Annotated in this window: 17 protein-coding genes; 10 read left to right on the forward strand and 7 right to left on the reverse strand. The window is 73.6% G+C overall.

Annotation, left to right across the window (positions count from 1 at the left end; translation table 11 throughout):
* Positions 1 to 109: 109 nt before the first annotated feature.
* Both IEZ17_RS04065 and IEZ17_RS04070 read left to right on the forward strand, forming a co-directional pair.
* The gene (locus IEZ17_RS04065; protein ID WP_189296971.1) at positions 110 to 1,201 is read left to right on the forward strand and encodes an ABC transporter permease; all 1,092 of its coding nucleotides are present in this window, start codon (positions 110 to 112) and stop codon (positions 1,199 to 1,201) included.
* Positions 1,198 to 1,884 (forward strand): ABC transporter ATP-binding protein, encoded by a 687-nt coding sequence (locus IEZ17_RS04070; protein ID WP_189296465.1) that lies wholly within the window; start codon positions 1,198 to 1,200, stop codon positions 1,882 to 1,884. The genes IEZ17_RS04065 and IEZ17_RS04070 overlap by 4 nt, the downstream gene beginning before the upstream one ends.
* Before the next feature lie 98 nt (positions 1,885 to 1,982).
* On the opposite strand, the gene IEZ17_RS04075 is transcribed toward IEZ17_RS04070, so the two are convergent.
* The 3 genes from IEZ17_RS04075 to IEZ17_RS04085 form a co-directional block, all read right to left on the reverse strand.
* Entirely contained in the window at positions 1,983 to 2,258 is a 276-nt protein-coding gene (locus IEZ17_RS04075) for a hypothetical protein (protein WP_189296467.1), read from the reverse strand.
* A gap of 88 nt (positions 2,259 to 2,346) precedes the next feature.
* Positions 2,347 to 2,826 carry an indole-3-glycerol phosphate synthase gene (locus tag IEZ17_RS04080; protein WP_189296469.1) on the reverse strand — a complete coding sequence of 160 codons (480 nt, stop codon included), beginning with the start codon at positions 2,824 to 2,826 and terminating at the stop codon, positions 2,347 to 2,349.
* 156 nt (positions 2,827 to 2,982) lie between these two features.
* A complete protein-coding gene (locus IEZ17_RS04085; protein ID WP_229851905.1) occupies positions 2,983 to 3,783 on the reverse strand; it encodes a pyrimidine reductase family protein in 801 nt (266 codons plus the stop codon).
* 127 nt (positions 3,784 to 3,910) lie between these two features.
* On the opposite strand from IEZ17_RS04085, the gene zapE reads away from it, so the two are divergent.
* Positions 3,911 to 5,038, forward strand: a complete 1,128-nt coding sequence (gene zapE / locus IEZ17_RS04090) for a cell division protein ZapE (protein ID WP_189296473.1) — start codon at positions 3,911 to 3,913, stop codon at positions 5,036 to 5,038.
* Between the two features lie 193 nt (positions 5,039 to 5,231).
* Here the strand turns inward: zapE and IEZ17_RS04095 are convergent, their stop codons facing one another.
* The 3 genes from IEZ17_RS04095 to IEZ17_RS04105 form a co-directional block, all read right to left on the reverse strand.
* Entirely contained in the window at positions 5,232 to 5,459 is a 228-nt protein-coding gene (locus IEZ17_RS04095; RefSeq protein ID WP_373299731.1) for a hypothetical protein, read from the reverse strand.
* A 272-nt stretch (positions 5,460 to 5,731) separates the two neighbouring features.
* On the reverse strand, positions 5,732 to 6,400 hold the full coding sequence (locus tag IEZ17_RS04100; protein ID WP_189296476.1) for an ABC transporter: 669 nt from the start codon (positions 6,398 to 6,400) through the stop codon (positions 5,732 to 5,734).
* Positions 6,397 to 7,353, reverse strand: coding sequence for an ABC transporter ATP-binding protein (locus tag IEZ17_RS04105; RefSeq protein WP_189296973.1), 957 nt, complete (start codon positions 7,351 to 7,353; stop codon positions 6,397 to 6,399). Before IEZ17_RS04105 ends, IEZ17_RS04100 begins: the two co-directional genes overlap by 4 nt.
* Positions 7,354 to 7,876: 523 nt before the next feature.
* Here IEZ17_RS04105 and IEZ17_RS04110 point away from each other — a divergent pair.
* A complete protein-coding gene (locus IEZ17_RS04110) occupies positions 7,877 to 8,653 on the forward strand; it encodes a peptidyl-tRNA hydrolase (RefSeq protein WP_373299732.1) in 777 nt (258 codons plus the stop codon).
* A 388-nt stretch (positions 8,654 to 9,041) separates the two neighbouring features.
* On the opposite strand, the gene IEZ17_RS04115 is transcribed toward IEZ17_RS04110, so the two are convergent.
* On the reverse strand, positions 9,042 to 9,572 hold the full coding sequence (locus IEZ17_RS04115) for a hypothetical protein (protein WP_189296477.1): 531 nt from the start codon (positions 9,570 to 9,572) through the stop codon (positions 9,042 to 9,044).
* Positions 9,573 to 9,708: 136 nt separating this feature from the next.
* On the opposite strand from IEZ17_RS04115, the gene IEZ17_RS04120 reads away from it, so the two are divergent.
* The 6 genes from IEZ17_RS04120 to IEZ17_RS04145 all read left to right on the forward strand — a co-directional run bounded on the left by IEZ17_RS04120 (position 9,709) and on the right by IEZ17_RS04145 (position 15,930).
* On the forward strand, positions 9,709 to 10,386 hold the full coding sequence (locus IEZ17_RS04120) for a response regulator transcription factor (RefSeq protein ID WP_189296478.1): 678 nt from the start codon (positions 9,709 to 9,711) through the stop codon (positions 10,384 to 10,386).
* A complete protein-coding gene (locus IEZ17_RS04125) occupies positions 10,379 to 11,866 on the forward strand; it encodes a HAMP domain-containing sensor histidine kinase (protein ID WP_229851821.1) in 1,488 nt (495 codons plus the stop codon). The genes IEZ17_RS04120 and IEZ17_RS04125 overlap by 8 nt, the downstream gene beginning before the upstream one ends.
* Before the next feature lie 106 nt (positions 11,867 to 11,972).
* The gene (locus IEZ17_RS04130) at positions 11,973 to 12,851 is read left to right on the forward strand and encodes a ribosome-inactivating family protein (protein WP_189296479.1); all 879 of its coding nucleotides are present in this window, start codon (positions 11,973 to 11,975) and stop codon (positions 12,849 to 12,851) included.
* 793 nt (positions 12,852 to 13,644) lie between these two features.
* The gene (locus IEZ17_RS04135; RefSeq protein WP_189296480.1) at positions 13,645 to 14,016 is read left to right on the forward strand and encodes a hypothetical protein; all 372 of its coding nucleotides are present in this window, start codon (positions 13,645 to 13,647) and stop codon (positions 14,014 to 14,016) included.
* Positions 14,013 to 14,708 (forward strand): two-component system response regulator CseB, encoded by a 696-nt coding sequence (gene cseB / locus IEZ17_RS04140; protein WP_229851824.1) that lies wholly within the window; start codon positions 14,013 to 14,015, stop codon positions 14,706 to 14,708. The genes IEZ17_RS04135 and cseB overlap by 4 nt, the downstream gene beginning before the upstream one ends.
* Positions 14,709 to 14,715: 7 nt before the next feature.
* A complete protein-coding gene (locus tag IEZ17_RS04145) occupies positions 14,716 to 15,930 on the forward strand; it encodes a sensor histidine kinase (protein ID WP_189296481.1) in 1,215 nt (404 codons plus the stop codon).
* Positions 15,931 to 16,144 lie beyond the last annotated feature (214 nt).

The following is a 16,144-nucleotide window of genomic DNA, read 5'->3' on the forward strand; positions in this document are numbered from 1 at the left end:
CCGCGAACCACTCCTCGGCGCGATGCCCGGCACCCCGCCGGCGGGCGACCGTGGGGACCAGCCGCCGGGCAGCGGGCCCGGCGCCGTGGACCCGAGGATGGCAAAGCCTGTGTTCGTCGCCTGGAGAGACCTGAGATTCGCCAAGGGCCGGTTCGCCCTGATGGGTACCGTCATCGTGCTGATCACGGTGCTGGTGGGTCTGCTGTCCGGCCTGACGGCGGGCCTGGGCCGGGAGAACACCTCGGCGATCACCGCACTCCCCGCCGACCACCTGGTCTTCGCCGCCCCCGCCGAGGGCGGCTCGCTGTCGTTCGCCGACTCCCGGCTGCCGGAGCGGACGGCAGGGGACTGGGCACGGGTGCCCGGCGTCCGCAGCGCCGACCCGCTGGGCATCGCCACGGCCAAGGCGGGAGCGGACGGCGGCCGGACGGCGGCGGTGTCCGTCTTCGGCGTACGGCCCGGCTCACGCCTGGCGCCTTCCCCGGGAGCGGTCCGCGACGGTGCCGCCGTCCTGTCCCGCAAGGCCGCCGACACCCTCGGCGTACGGGCCGGGGACCGGCTCGCCCTGGGCGGCCGTACGGTCACGGTCGCGACGGTGTCCGGGACCGCGATGTACAGCCACACCCCGGTCGTGTGGACCTCGCTCGGCGACTGGCAGCGGCTGACCGGGAACCCCGGCGGGGCCGCGGACTCCGGGGGCGCGACCGTCCTCGCCCTCTCCACCACCGGGACGTCCGGTCTGGCCGCCGCCGACACACGGCTCGGCACCCGGACGGTGACCGCCGCCGCGGCCCTTCAGGCCATCGGCTCGTACAGCGCCGAGAACGGCTCGCTCCAGTTGATGCGCGGCTTCCTCTTCGCCATCTCCGCGCTGGTCATCGGCGCGTTCTTCACGGTCTGGACGATCCAGCGGAGCGGCGATGTCGCGGTCCTCAAGGCGCTCGGCGCCTCGACCGGCTCGCTGCTGCGGGACGCGCTCGGGCAGGCCGTCGTCCTGCTGGTGCTCGGTACCGGCCTGGGCACCGCCGTGGCCGCCGGGGTCGGTGCCGCGGTCGGCGGCACCGTGCCCTTCGTCCTCGACCCGTCCACCGTGCTGATCCCCGCCCTGATCATGATCGCGCTGGGTGCCGTCGGCGCCGCGCTGTCCATCCGCCGCATCACGTCCGTAGACCCGCTGACCGCCCTGGGAAGTGCCCGATGAGCCTCGAACTGACCGATGTCACCCTCACCTACCCCGATGGCGACGGCCGGCTGACCGCGCTGGACGCGGTCTCCCTGGCGGTACCGGCGGGCAGCATGACGGCGGTGATCGGGCCGTCCGGGTCCGGCAAGTCCAGCCTGCTGGCGGTCGCCGCGACGCTGATCACGCCGGACAGCGGGCGGGTGGTGATCGACGGCACGGACACCGCGGGCCGCAGCCGCGCCGAGCTGACGGCGCTGCGCCGGAAGTCCATCGGGACGGTCTTCCAGCAGCCGAACCTGCTGCCCTCTCTGACGGCCGCGGAACAGCTCCAGGTGATGGCCCATCTGGACGGCCGCTCGCCCCGTAAGGCCCGGTCCCGGGCGCTGGAGCTGCTGGCGGCGGTCGGTCTGGCCGACCGGGCCGACCGCCGGCCGCACCAGCTGTCGGGCGGCCAGCGGCAGCGGGTCAACATCGCGCGGGCCCTGATGAACGAGCCCGCGGTGCTGCTCGTCGACGAGCCGACCAGCGCCCTGGACCACGAACGGGGCGCCGCGGTCCTCGACCTGCTGACCACTCTCACCCACCAGCGCGCCACCGCGACGGTGCTGGTCACCCACGACCGGGCACATCTGGACGCGGTGGACGAGGTCGCGGAGGTACGGGACGGGCGGCTGAACTCCCGCCTCGGCTCCCGTACTTGAGGACGCCTCCCGTACGTGAGGGTGCGGGGCGGCAGTACGGGGCGGCGCGCGGCGGTCGGGCCTGCCCGGGGTCGGGGCGGGGGTCGGGCAGACCCGCCCTAGTCGTCGCGGTGCGAGAACGTGGGGAACAGGCCGGGCTCGCCGGTCGCACGGCCCTTCTGCGGCCCGTCCGCCGGGGGCTTCGCCTTCCCGTCCTCCGCGGCGGGCGCGCGCCCCGGCTCCGCGCCGCGCTCCGTGTCCTCGTCGCCGTCCCGCTCGCGTCCGCGCTCCCGGTCCGGGTTCGACTCCCGCTGCTCCGCCATGGCGATCCCTCTTCTCGTTCCGGCCTTCCTCAGATGGCGCTTTCTGACCAGGAACGCACCGATTCGGGCCATCAGCGCGCTCCAAGCAATCCATTTGAGTGAGCGAGCGGCGCGAGCTTGACGGGCGGGTCGCGCGCCGAGCGTGGCGGCCCCTGGGGGCTCAGGCGCCGTCGGCCGTCTCCGGCTGGTCGTCGGCCGCGTGCGAGAAGAGCTTGAGGACCGGGACGCCCACCTTGTGCCGGGCACGCGAGGCCCAGTCGCGGTGGAAGAACTCCTCGACGAAGTGCGGGGCAGTCAGCACGATCACCTCGTCCGCACCGGTCTCGTCGACGACGGATTTCAGCAGGTCCAGCGGGTGGTCCTGGACCACCTGCCCGAGGGCCTCGGCACCGGCGGCGCGCAGTTCGGCCAGGGTGTGGGCCAGGGCGCGCTCGGCGGGAACCTCGGCGTTGGCGCCGCCCGGCTCCGCGCCCTCGCGGACGGCGTCCTCGAACTCCCCCAGGGCGACATCGTCGATCGCCCGCAACAGGACGTCCTGTTTGCCGCGCGGCTGCATGAGGACCACGAAAGAGACCTGGTCATCGCCGTGCAGTGTGGTCACAAACTCGACGTCGGCGGGCGTCAGAGGCTTCTCGATCATCAATACGCTCGTGAACACGACGGACGCCCTTCTTCTCTTCCGGGCGCCGCATGGCACGGAGCCCACAGAAACCATCCTGCCCCGTCGCCACACGGGACCTGTCGGCTTTTAGTGTGCCCAACCGAAGCTAAGCGGAACAGACAATTCCGCCGATTGTCAGGACCGACGGTAACGGGTGAACAGGAACCCGGCCTCCTCCAGTACGGACACAAGGGCGAACCGCTCGGGGACCGCCACCGCGGGACCGTCCATGATCCGCGGCGCGTCGCCCACCGCCACCACCGGGGCCAGCGACAGGCACATCTCGTCCAGCGCACCGGCCGCCGCGAACTGCCCGAGGAGCCGCGGCCCGCCCTCCGTCAGCAGCCGGGTGTGCCCCCGCTCGGCCAGCACCCCGGTCACCCGCTCCGGGTCCACCCCCTGTCCCTCGCCCGCGAACAGCACCTCGACGCCCGCGGCACGGGCCGCGCGCACCCGGTCCGCCGGGGCGCCGGCGCCGGTCAGCACCAGGGTGGGCACCAGCGGCTCGGTGAAGAGCGGAAGCGAGAAGTCCAGCCCGAGGCCCGCGGTCACCACCGCGATCGCCGGGGCCGGGCCCTGGCCCGCGGCGGCCCGCCGCGCGGCGAAGGCGTCCCGGGCACGGGCCGGCCGGTAGCCCTCCTGCCGGACCGTTTCCGCACCCACCACGATCGCGTCCGCGAGTCCCCGCAGCACTCCGAAGATCCGCATGTCCGCCGCCCCGGAGAGCGGCTGCGACCGCCCCTCGTGGTGGGCGGCGCCGTCCAGGGAGGACACCATGTTCGCGCGCAGCCACCCGGCCCGACCCGACCGCACCGGATCGTCCGCCTCCGGATACCCGTAGGCGTCGGCCAGCTCGTCCAGCGTCCACTCGCGGTCGACCGTCCCGTCGCGGACAATGCCGGGCTCGGAGGGCGCCGGCGGCCCCGCCTCCCCCATGGCGTCGCCGGCCTTACGGGACGGCACGGGCAGGGCAGAGAGGGGGAACAGGCGTCGCATGGCCGCAGTGTGACATGCCTCGCTCGCCGGTCCGGGCGGTACCGCGCAGCGACTAGGCTGGACAGCTGTGTCACCTTCCCAGCCCTCCTCCCCGCAGCCCTCCCCGATACCCGGCACCCCGGCCGACGGGGACACCGCCGCGACCCCCACCGCGCTGACCACCCGCGCGCCGCAGGTCCCGGCCGACCGCCTGGTGGCCGAGATGGTGCCGCCGCCGCGCTTCCAGGGCGCCCGCTTCGACACCTACATCCCGGACCCGAACCAGCCGAGCCAGGCCGAGGCCGTCCGGACGCTGAGCGCCTTCGTCACGAGCATCGACGTCGGCGCGACCGCCGTCGCCGGCGGAAGGCGCCGCTGGTTCTCCCGGGGCCCCAAGAAGTCCGCCGCCCCCAAGGGCCCGCGTGGTGTCTATCTGGACGGCGGCTACGGCGTCGGCAAGACCCACCTGCTCGCCTCCTTGTGGCACGCGACCCCCGCGGTCCCCGAACTCAAGGCGTTCGGCACCTTCGTGGAGCTGACGAACCTCGTCGGCGCGCTCGGCTTCCAGCAGACCATACGGACCCTCAGCAGCCACCGGCTGCTGTGCATCGACGAGTTCGAGCTCGACGACCCCGGCGACACGGTGCTGGTCTCCACCCTCCTCGGCAAGCTGGTGGACGCGGGCGTCGCCCTCGCCGCCACGTCCAACACCCTGCCCGGCAAGCTCGGCGAGGGCCGGTTCGCGGCGGCGGACTTCCTGCGGGAGATCCAGGGGCTGTCGGCCCACTTCCGCCCGCTGCGCATCGACGGCGAGGACTACCGCCACCGCGGTCTGCCCGAGGCACCCGCCCCGTACGACGACGAGACGGTGACCCGCGCGGCGCACCGCACCCCCGGCGCCTCGCTCGACGACTTCCCCGCCCTCCTGGAGCATCTGTCCAAGGTGCACCCCAGCCGCTACGGCGCGATGTGCGACGGCATCACGGCGGTCTGCCTGACCGACGTCCAGGCGGTGCCGGACCAGTCCACCGCGCTGCGCCTGGTGGTCCTCGCGGACCGGCTCTACGACCGGGAGGTGCCGGTGCTGACCTCCGGCAAGCCCTTCGACGCGCTGTTCAGCGACGAGATGCTGCGCGGCGGCTACCGGAAGAAGTACTTGCGCGCCATCTCCCGCCTGACGGCACTGGCCCGGGACGCCGGAACGTTGGTGCGGTAACGGGGCGAAGCCCCTTTCCCGCGTGCGGAACCGGCGGGACGGCGGCTGCGACGCCGGGGCCCCCGGCGTCGCCGACTGCCGACGACGGACTCAGAGGCGCTTCGGCCCGGCCTCGTCGGATGCCGACGGGGCCGGGACGGGTGGCTTTCCGCGCCGACGGCCGTCCGGTCGGACCGTGACCCACCGGAGAGGTCTAGCCCGAGCAGGCCGCGCGCTGGGCCTCCTGCCATTCGCAGACGGGGCAGAGGACGACGCCGGGGCGGGAGACCGGGTATTCGGTCGGCCGGCGGCACTGCACGCAATCGGCGAACGGCGGGCCGGGGGCGCTTCCCCGGACGGCCGCGGGCCCGGCCTCCCGGCGCGCATCGGTGTAGCAGCCGCCCTCGGACGGGGCGGCGGCCCTCGCCTGGCCCGCCACCATGCTCGGGGAGTCGGATGACTCCACGCCGGCCGTGGTGCCGGGAGCGCTGTCCCGCTGGTCCTGGTACTCGTCGGTGCGCGGCATGGGGCGAGCCTACGCCGCAGGACGGGACGGTCACGCGGCGGCGCAGGTGCGGCGGTAGCGGGCGCAACAGGTGTACGGCACGGGCCACACCGTGCCGGGCCGTGCCCTACCGCGCCGAGGCGTACGCGCCCGCGCGCCGCACCCGACGGCCGGGGGACGGGGGGCTCCCCGCCCGCCGGGGCGGGGCGTCAGCCGCGGCGCGAACTCAGCGCGCAGGCGGCTGCGGTGGCGCCGGCCGCCGCCAGGAAGGCTGCGGCGAACGGCAGCCACGGAGCGGTGATCGTGCCGTGCTCGGAGCCGGTGATCATGCCCTTCAGCGCGGCGTTGGCGGGCGAGCCGCCCAGGACCAGGAGCAGCACGGCGGCGGCCAGCCCGGCGGGGACACCCCAGCCGGGGCGGCGCAGCACCGGCCAGTTGCACAGCGCGCCGGTCGCGACGCCCGGCAGCAGGCAGGACAGCCCGGTGAGCAGCCCGGCACCGGTCGCGGGCAGGACCGGAACGGCGACCTGGTGGTCGTTCGCGTGCGGGTCGGACAGCAGGGCGACGAACGCCGCACCGAGGAGCGCGAGGACCAGCGCGGCGCCGGCCGCGGTCAGTACGCAGGCGAGGTGCACCCGGCCGGGCGTGGCGGCTGCCGCGGCGCAATTACGGGCGGCCGGCGGCTCGTTGGTGACGCAGACCCGGGTGAGCCAGACGGCGACGGGCAGCAGACCGGCGGCGGCGAAGCCGTACGCGTCCAGGATGGGGCCGCCGGTCTGGACCCCGATGGCCAGGAATGCCGCGTAGACGATGACCGGCGGCAGCCAGCGGTGCGAGCGGATCAGCAGGGCCGCCTGATAGCGGAGCAGTGCGGTCATGAGAGGGGCGCCTCGTACGGGGTGTCCTGGAGAGCGGTCGGGAGAGTGGCCTGGTGGGCGGCCCCGGAGGTGTCGTCCGGGGGTTCGTGGGCGGTGCCCGGGGGCGGCGCGGCGGCGGTGACGGCGCGGATGTGCCAGGGGGGCCGGGCGGTGAGCAGGGCGCGCAACAGCGCGTCGGAGTGGGCGGCCGGGACGGTCAGCCGGGTCGTACCGCCGGGCCCCGGGTCGATGTCCGGCGCCCCGGGCAGGTGCGCGGCGCTCCCCGGGACGCCTCCCGGCGGGCCCTCCGCCTCGATGACGACGCGCGGCCCCACCGGGGCCGCCTGCCGCTCCTCCGTACCGCCGTCCCGGGGCAGCAACAGCCCTTCCGCTACGCGGTATACGGAGTCCGCGGCACCCGCCAGCCGGCGCGGATCGTGGTCGACGAAGACGACGGTGCCGCCGTCGGCGACCCGCTCGGCGACCACACGGTCGAGGATCCCGCGCGCGGCCCGGTCCAGACCGGTCCAGGCCTCGTCCAGGACGAGGAGTTCGGGCTCGGCGAGCAGCGCCTGGGCGACCGCGACCTTCTGGCTCGTCCCCTTGGACAGCTCGGCCAGCGGCGTATGGGCGTGCCCGGCCGCGCCGAACCGTTCGAGCCACTCGGCGGCGCACCGGGACGCCTCCGGGGTGCGCAGGCCGTGGATACGGCCGAGGTGGGTGAGATACCCCGCGGCCGTGAACGGCAGCGCGGCCGGGAACCGTTCGGGAACGTAGGCGGTGCGCGGGCACCCGGTGATCCGTCCGGCGGTGGGCCGGTCGATACCGGCGAGCAGCCGCAGCAGCGTGGACTTGCCGCTCCCGTTGGCCCCTTCGATCCGCAGCAACGCCCCTACAGGAACGTCGAGTTGCACATCGCGCAACACCCACGGCCCCCGCATCCCGTAGCGCCGCCCGACCCCGTCCAGCCTCATCCGCTGCGACACAGCTTCCCCTCCCCCGCCTTCATGGCCACGGCGACGTACGAGGCCGTGGGACCGCTCTGACACTCGCCGACCTGCTGTGACTCCCGCCGGCCCGTAGGGCGTTCCCGGCGCGACGGTCTCGTCGGCGGGCGCTCCGCTCCTTACGCCGTCGACGGTAGCCGCACACGTCATCCGCCGCCCTTCCGGGGGCGGTTGCGGCCGTTCCGGGGTGAGGGGAGGAGCGGGTTCGGAGGCGAGGTGGGCGCCGGCTCCGGCCGGGGCCGCTCTTCCCCCGACCCCGAACCCGCCCCGCTCCCGCCCTCGCCCCCTCCCCCGCCTTCGCCCTCGCCCTCGCCCTCGCGGCGTTGTCGGTGGTGGCTGGCACACTGAGCGAGTGACCAGTACCGAGACCGCCGGGCAGACCGGCGACAGCTCCAGCAGCCCGTTTCGGCGCGATGCGACCCACCACGACGAGCCGGACCGCACCGTGAGCGACCCCGCGGTGACCGGCCGCACCGGGACCCAGGGCACCGTGACCGACGGCGTCGGGACCGGTCACCGCGAGGGTGGCCGGCGCGAGACCGACTCCGGCCAGGACGACCGGACCGGGCGGGACGCGGCAGGCGCGGCGGAGGCACCGCAGTTCGTGCTGCCGCTCGTGGTGCGAAGAGAGCGGGCCGCACCGCCGGGGCGTACGGACGCGCTGGAGACGGCGGCGCGGGCGGTGCTGGTGCTGCTGTCCGACGAGCGGGCGGCCGGATCGGGCGAGTGGGCCCAGGCGGTGCGGGACTGGGAGGACGCCCGGATCCGGAAGGTGGTACGGCGGGCGCGCGGCGCGGAGTGGCGGCGGGCCGAGGCGCTGCCGGGCATCACGGTCACCGGCCGCGACGCCGAGGTGCGGGTCTTCCCGCCGGTGCCGCTGGACGGCTGGCCGAAGGATCTGGCGCGCCTCCAGGTCTCGGGGACCGAGCTCGACGATCCGGAGCCGTGCGGGGAGCCGGCCACCGGTGAGCCGGTGCTGTGGCTCAACCCCGGGCTGGAGATGTCGGCGGGCAAGGCGATGGCCCAGGCCGGGCACGGTGCCCAGCTGGCGTGGTGGACGCTGCCCGAGGCGGCTCGGATCGCCTGGCGGGAAGCGGGATTCCCGCTGGCCGTACGCGTCGCCGAGCCCGCGTCGTGGGAGGCGCTCACCCGTAGCGGGCTGCCCGTGGTGCGGGACGCCGGGTACACGGAGATCGCGCCCGGGGAAACTCTTGTGGCCGAAGGGGGCAGCCGCTTCTGCCCTCTCCCATGTCTCGGACAGTCATAGCCTGCCCACTCCCTCCCACACACGAGAGCGGCGCGCAGGCCTCGTGCGGTGGAGCGCCCACCGGAACGTCAGGACCGAAGACAGGCCGGAGAAGCGGTGGGCGAACGCGGGCAGGGCGATCAGGGTGGCGAACAGCGGTCCGGAGGGCGACAGCCCCAGTCCAGAGTGGCCGAGGTCAGGTCTCCTACCGCCGTGCCGAAGGCGAAGGTGGCCATGACCGTGCACCAGGAGAACACCTCCCGGCGACCGCCCGCGACCGTCTCCACGGCGAGCGTCCCCCCCCCCCGCCCGGTGCCACAGGACGAGCACCAGGGCGAGGGTCACGGCGAACGCACACCGCTGTCGCCTGCGGGACCTTGCTGATGACCGGCCCCGCCCGGCCGGTGGGTCAGCCGCCCAGGACGGTGTTGCCGGTGATCGTGTCGCCGGCCCCGTCGATGGTCACCGCGTGCCGCACGCCGTCGGGGGCCAGGACCACGACCCGCCAGGCCCGGCCACCTCCCTGCTCGGCGACCGGGCTCAGCGACTCCACCTTGCCGCCGGCCACCGCCGACGAGGCCTTGGCCACCGCGTCGGCCGCCTTGGTCGACGGCAGCGGTGCCGGCGCCGCGTGGGCGGCCCGCCCGCTCTCCTGGCGGCCCCCACGGCCGTCCCGGCCGTCGTGCCATCCTCGATCACCCGCAGCCGTCCTACGGTCGTGGCCGTGGCCGTGGCCCTCCTCGCCCTCGTGGTGGTGGGCCACCGCCGCCGCTGCGCCACCGCCGATCAGCAGCACGGCCGCCCCGGCCACGGCCCAGCGCGCCGACCGGCCGCGCACCCAGCGGCCGGTACGGCCCGGAGCCGTACGAGTCCTGCCCGCGCCCGCGGCCTTCGGCTCTTCCTGCGGCAACGTTTCACCCGTTCCCATGGGCTCGCTCATGGCACACCCCGATCCTCGGCAGGCCCGGGCCGTCCCCGGGCGACACCGGCAGGATGTCCGTGCGTTGCTGAAGATCGGCTGAAGACCTGCAGACTCCTTCAGCTGCCCGGTAGGGCGACCTGCGACCCTGGTCCGCATGCGCGTACTGGTGGTGGAGGACGAACGCCGGCTGGCCCTGGCCCTGCGGCACGGGCTGACCGCCCAGGGATTCAGAGTCGACGTCGCCCACGACGGCCCCTCCGGCCTGGCCCAGGCCATGGACCACGCCTACGACGTGGTCGTGCTCGATGTCATGCTGCCCGGTCTCAACGGCTACCGGGTGTGCTCACGCCTGCGAGCCTGCGGCAGCGATGTCGGCATCCTGATGCTCACCGCCAAGGACGGCGAATGGGACGAGGCCGAGGCGCTCGACACCGGCGCCGACGACTACCTGTCCAAACCGTTCTCCTTCGTCGTACTCGTCGCCCGCCTCAAGGCGCTGGCCCGCCGCATCGGCAGCCGCGCGCCCCGGCGCACCGTCCTGGGCGACCTCGTGATCGACTCCGCCGCCCGCACCTGCACGCGCGCCGGCACCACGATCCCCCTCACCCCCCGCGAATTCGCCATCCTCGACCACCTCGCCCGCCGGGCCGGCGAGGCCGTCTCCAAGCGGGAGATCCTCGACGCCATCTGGGACAACGCCCTCGACAGCGACCCCAACACCGTCGAAGTCCACGTCAGCGCCCTGCGGCGCAAGATCGACACCCCCTTCGGGCGAGCCGCGGTCCAGACCGTCCGCGGTGCCGGCTACCGGCTGGCGGCCGACGGTGGCTGACCGGCCCCCCGCCGGTGCACCCGCCGGCGCCGCACACCACCGACTGCGCGCGACCGTGCACCGCCACCTGACCCGCCACCCCCGCGCCGCAGCCCTCGTCGACCGCCTGACACCCCGCTCGGTCCGCGCCCGCACCACCCTTGCCGCCTGCGCCAGCGTCGCCGTCGTCCTCTCCCTCGCCTCGACCGCCGTCATCCTCCTGCTGCGCGTCAATCTGGAACGCACCGTCGAGGCCGGTGCCCGCGAGCAGGCCCAGGCTGTCGCCCACCTCGCCACCGACGGTCATCTCACCAGCCCGCTTCCCCTCGACCACGGCACCGACTTCATCCAGGTCGTCGACGCGAACGGCACGGTGGTCGCTGCCAGCCAGAACCTCACCGGCCACCCCCCACTCGCCCCCGCCGACCACCCCGACGGCCACAGAACCTTCAACCTCGACACCCCGGGCCACGCACACCACAAGCGCGTCACCAGCATCGCCGCCACCACCCCCACCGGCCCCGTCACCGTTTACGTCGGCGCGTCCCTGCGCACCGCCGACGCCGCCGAAGACCTCACCACCGCCGCCCTCGCCGTACTGAGCGCGGTCCTGCTGTTCACCGTCGGCGCCCTCACCTGGCGCGCGACCGGCCGTGCCCTGCGGCCGGTCGAGGCCATCCGTGCCGAGGTCGCCGCCATCGGAGACCGTGACCTGAACCGCCGCGTTCCCGAGCCCCGCAGCGACGACGAGATCGCCCGTCTCGCCGACACCATGAACGCCATGCTCCAGCGCCTCGAAGCCGCAGGCGCACGGCAGCGCCGCTTCATCGCAGACGCCTCCCACGAACTACGCAGCCCCCTGACCGTCCTGCGCACCCAGCTCGAAGTCGCCCTCGCCCACTCCGACCCCGATGTGCATACGGACCTGGTGGCCGGCGCCCTGGAGGACACCGAACGCCTGCAAGCCCTCGCCACCGACCTCCTGCTGCTCGCCCGCCTGGACACCACCGACCACGGCTGGCCCGACGAACCCGTCGACCTCGCCGATCTGGTACACACCACCGTCGCGGCCCGCGGCGCCGAACCCCACCCGGTCGCCGTCCACGCCCCGATGGCGATCACCGTCCCCGGCAACCCCTTGTGGCTGCGACGGCTGCTGACAAACCTGCTCGACAACGCCCAGCGCCACGCCCGCAGTTACATCACCGTACGCCTCACCACCGACCGGGCCTCCGGAGACGCCGTCCTGGAGGTGACCAACGACGGCCCGCCGATCGAGCCCGCCGACCGCGAGAAGATCTTCGAACGGTTCGCCCGCCTCGACGACGCCCGTAGCCGCGACGACGGCGGCACCGGCCTCGGCCTCCCGATCGCCCGCGACATCGCGGCCATCCACAAAGGCACCCTCACCGTCCTCGACTCCCCGGGAGCGACCACCTTCCGCACCCGACTGCCCATCCCGCCCGCACCGCCCCGAGACGTACCGACCGGCTGTCGGTGATGCCGGCACATCGGCACAGCTGTCCACAGCGTCCGTCAGTTTCAGATCAGCGTCGTGCCTCGCATACGTGCGTGAAGGCTCGCGTTGAGCGGTCGTCAAAGGAACGTTGAACGCCGCTCCCTGGCGTTCCTGGTGCATCGATCACCGATCGCCGATCACCGATCACCGGCAAGGTCTGGCGGGCACGCTCGGCGCGGGAAGCGCGGTCGCCCAGAACAGCCCGGAGGCCCGGCCGCAGACACAGGCCCGGCCGCAGCCGAGGGCGGTGGGAAGCGACGAGGAGTACGCCAACCTCTACACGCACACGGTCGGGAACATCCGCAGCGCGATGCTGGGGGGCGAGGCCGCCCGGCAGCCCGGAGCCGGCCATCTGATCCGGAACCCCGACCCCCACGCCTTCCAGCCGATCAACATCGGACGGCTCGCCGAGCGCGACGACATCGAGGGCGGCGCGGTCCGAGGGCTCTTCCGCCGGTCCGACAACTATCTGCTGGGCTTCTACGTGCGTCACGGGGACCGCCAGATCGTCTACACGTTCACCGAGGGCGGGAGCGACATGATCCCGGGAGAGGTGTACCCGGAGGCCCGAAGGTCGCGCTTCCCCTTCCCCGTCACCTATCGCCACCTCCCCGGCATCCAAGTCGGCCGGGGCCGCCTGAGGGATGCCGTACGCCGACTGTTCGACAACGACCCCGGCACGAGCAACCACAACGTGCAGGACGGTGTCGAGAGGCTGGCCGTGGCCCTGGCCGAAGGGGCGCGGTTCCAGGTGATTCCCGGGCTGATCGCCCAGCACATCCGGGGCGGGCAGGACTGGACAGCGGGCAGGACTGGACAGCGGGCGCCCACGAGGCGGAGATCCATGACTGGGACGATCGGTCCCAGGTCGTCGTGGGCGCGCACGCCGCCGACCCGACCGGCGGCAACCGCTCCGTGTGGGGGCAGCAGCGCCCGTACCGTTGGAACGGCTCCAACGTGCTGCTGACCGCGCTGGACCTGGCCCGCCGGATCTACCTGATCAAGCCGCCGCCGAAGCGCTGACGTACCGAACCCGGTCACCGGGGGCTGCCGTCGCCGTGCTCCACCTCGTGCGGGAGGAGGCGCCGCTGCCACCGCGCCGGTGCCTCGGCACGGTCGCCCCGGTGCCCTCGGGGGCGTGGCAGGTGGCGACCGCCAGACAGCCGTACGCGTACAGATACGGCAGCCCGTCGGCTCCGGTCGAGGAGCCCCGATCCCACGGAGGCCCCAACACCTCGGGGACATCCCTGAGTTGAGCACCTACGCGTGCCGCGCCGCTGCGGGCAGTCCGGGCGACGGGCAAAAGGATGTCCAGAACGCGCACAGGGTGCGGGATTTCACGGCGGCATCCGCCCGGCCCCATGCCGTCATGACACGGCGCCGCCCCATCCGGCAGGCCCTGAGCACGCGTTCAGCGGGCCTGGATCAGAAGGATCCGGACCGGCGTTGCTACCGTTGGCCTCCTTATGGGCTGGAGTGTGACACCGTTGCGCGGGGGCCGGCGACGCGCAGGCGACGTCGTGTCCGCGCTGGTGGGTGCTGCCCTTGCGGTGGCTTTGCTGGGGGGCTGTGGCTTCTCGGCGGGGCTGCGGAACGCCGGACCGGCCCCCTCGGTGTCCGTGCCGGCGAGTCCTTCCCCGCTGTGGCCGGGCTACACGCCCAGCCCCGGTTCCGGCAACGGGTACGTGTATATCCCTCCCGTTCGTCCGCCCTTGCCGGGCTTCACTCTTCCGCCCGGTGGGCTGAAGAAGGTCTCGCCCGTGGCGTTGCTCAGGGCGGACCCCGATGTAGCCGGGCAGCTGGAGAAGTCGCTGCGGGACTGCCCCGGATCATCGTGTCCGCTGCGCCCGCCCGCATATCCGGATCTGACCGGCGACGGCCGGCCTGCCGTGGTGCTCGTCGTCGAGGGTCACGGGTTCGCCGAGGTGTACGTCTACGTCGCCACCTCGGGGAACTCCGTCCGGCAGGTGTTGCAGCATTCCACAACAGGTGTGGTCGATGCGGGAACCATCGACCATGACCTCGTCATCAAGAGCAGTGGAAACCACGAGGAGATCACTCGGTACCACTGGAACGGGAAGCTCATGGTGCCCGTTCCCCTCGATTCGCCCAGCGCTGTGAGGACCCCGTGACCCATCTGCTCCTTGTCGAGGACGACGAGGTGATCCGTGACACCGTGCGGTTGATGCTGGAGCGGTACGGCTACGCGGTGTCCGTGGCCGGGGACGGCCTCACCGGTCTGGAGGTGTTCCGCGAGCGGCGGCCCGACCTGCTGCTGCTCGATGTGATGCTGCCGGAGCTGGACGGTATCGGCTTGTGCCGCCGGGTCCGCGAGTCCAGTCTGGTGCCGATCTTGATGATGTCGGCCCGTGGGGATGCCCTGGACGTGGTGTCGGGGTTGGAGGCGGGGGCCGACGACTATGTGATCAAGCCTGTCGAGAGCGCGGTTCTGGTCGCTCGGATCCGCTCCCTGTTGCGGCGGGCGAGCTTCCCGCCCGGTGCGGAGTCGGTCGAGCCGGCGGGGTCCGCGCAGCAGCGCGATGTTCTCACCTTCGGTGACGTGGAGTTCGATCCCGGTGCGATGGAGGTGCGCCGCGCGGGGCGGCTGGTGGCGCTGACCCCGACCGAGCTGCGGTTGCTGTGGGAGTTCGCCGCGAATCCGGGGCTGGTGCTGGAGCGTCGGACGCTGTTGCGCAACGTGTGGGACTACTCCTGGGACGGCGACCGGCGCGTGGTCGATCTGCATGTGCAGCGGCTGCGGGCGAAGATCGGCGCCGAGCGGATCGAGACGGTCCGTGGTTTCGGCTACAAGTTGCGGCGCTGACCGGCCGATGCGCCGGCATTCGCTGCGGTGGAGGATCGCCGCGCTGGTCGCGGTCGCGGTGGTGGCGGTGGCGGTGGCGATCGGCGTACTGGTGCACCAGGCCACGTACGCCCGGGCTGTCGACCGGGCCCGTGACGCCGCGCTGCACCAGCTGAACGCGGCGGTCCGCACCTACGCCGGCTCCGGCGAGCCTGGTGCCGACGCCTATCTCGACTCGCCTCGGGTACCGAAGGAACTCGTGGAGCTGGCACGCCGCGGCGATCAGGGCACCGACTTCGGTGACGGGCCGAACGGGCCGGGGATGTGGGCCGCGCGCCAGGTGAGCGGCCGGGTCCTGTCGGTACAGGTGGGCATGGGCCGGGAGGTGAGCGACCTCGAAGCGCTGGACGGCACCATGGCGCTGGCCGGCCTGGTGGCCGTGGCGGTCGCCGTACCGTTGGGCGCGGTCAGCGCGGACCGGCTGGGGCACCGGCTGCGGCACGCGGCGAACACGGCGCGGCGGATCGCGGACGGTGAGCTTGACGCCCGCATCGAGGCGGCCCCGCGTCCGGGAGACGAGATCGCCGAGATTTCCAGCGCCGTGGACTCCATGGCGCAGGCACTGCAACAACGGCTGCTCACCGAGCAGCGGTTCACCGGTGATGTGGCGCACGAGCTGCGCACTCCGTTGATGGGCCTGGTCACCTCCGCGGAGTTGCTGCCGCCGGGGCGGCCCGCCGACTACGTCCGGGACCGGGTACGGGTGTTGAGCGCGCTGGTCGAGGACCTGCTGGAGATCTCCCGGCTGGACACTGGTGTCGAGCGGGCCGATCTGGTGCCGTGCGCGCTGGGCGAACTGGTCGAGGAGTGTGTAGGGCGCACGGGGCTGGCCGCCCAACTGCACGTCGTGGAGGACGCGGTGGTCGAGACCGATCCACGACGGCTGGACCGCGTCGTGGCCAATCTGGTGACCAACGCGCACCGCCACGGACAGCCGCCGGTCACGGTGACCGTCGAGCGGACGGTGGTGACCGTCCGGGACCGCGGGCCCGGCTTTCCGGAGAGCCTGCTGGCCGACGGACCGCAGCGGTTCCGCACCGGCGCCCGGGAACGCGGCCACGGCCACGGCCTGGGACTGACGATCGCCCTCGGCCAGGCCCGCGTCATCGACGCCGCCCTGGCCTTCTCCCACGCGCCCGACGGTGGTGCGGTGGCGACACTGCGACTACCGGAACACGGCTGAGGGGTACGGGAGCGGTACGGGAGCACGGCCGACGGCGACACCGAGGCCCCCCGAACACGGCCGGTGGTGACACCGCACAGCGCCGATACACCGTCGATACACGGCGGATACCGAGCCGGTGGGGATCCGATACCCCGGCCACGGCGGTCGGAGACCTTCCCCGCCGACGATGGCGGCGTTCTTGAGACTCGCTCTCGCATTCGGCTGACACAGG

It is taken from the genome of Streptomyces albospinus, from assembly GCF_014648695.1.
In the GTDB taxonomy this organism is placed as follows: domain Bacteria; phylum Actinomycetota; class Actinomycetes; order Streptomycetales; family Streptomycetaceae; genus Streptomyces; species Streptomyces albospinus.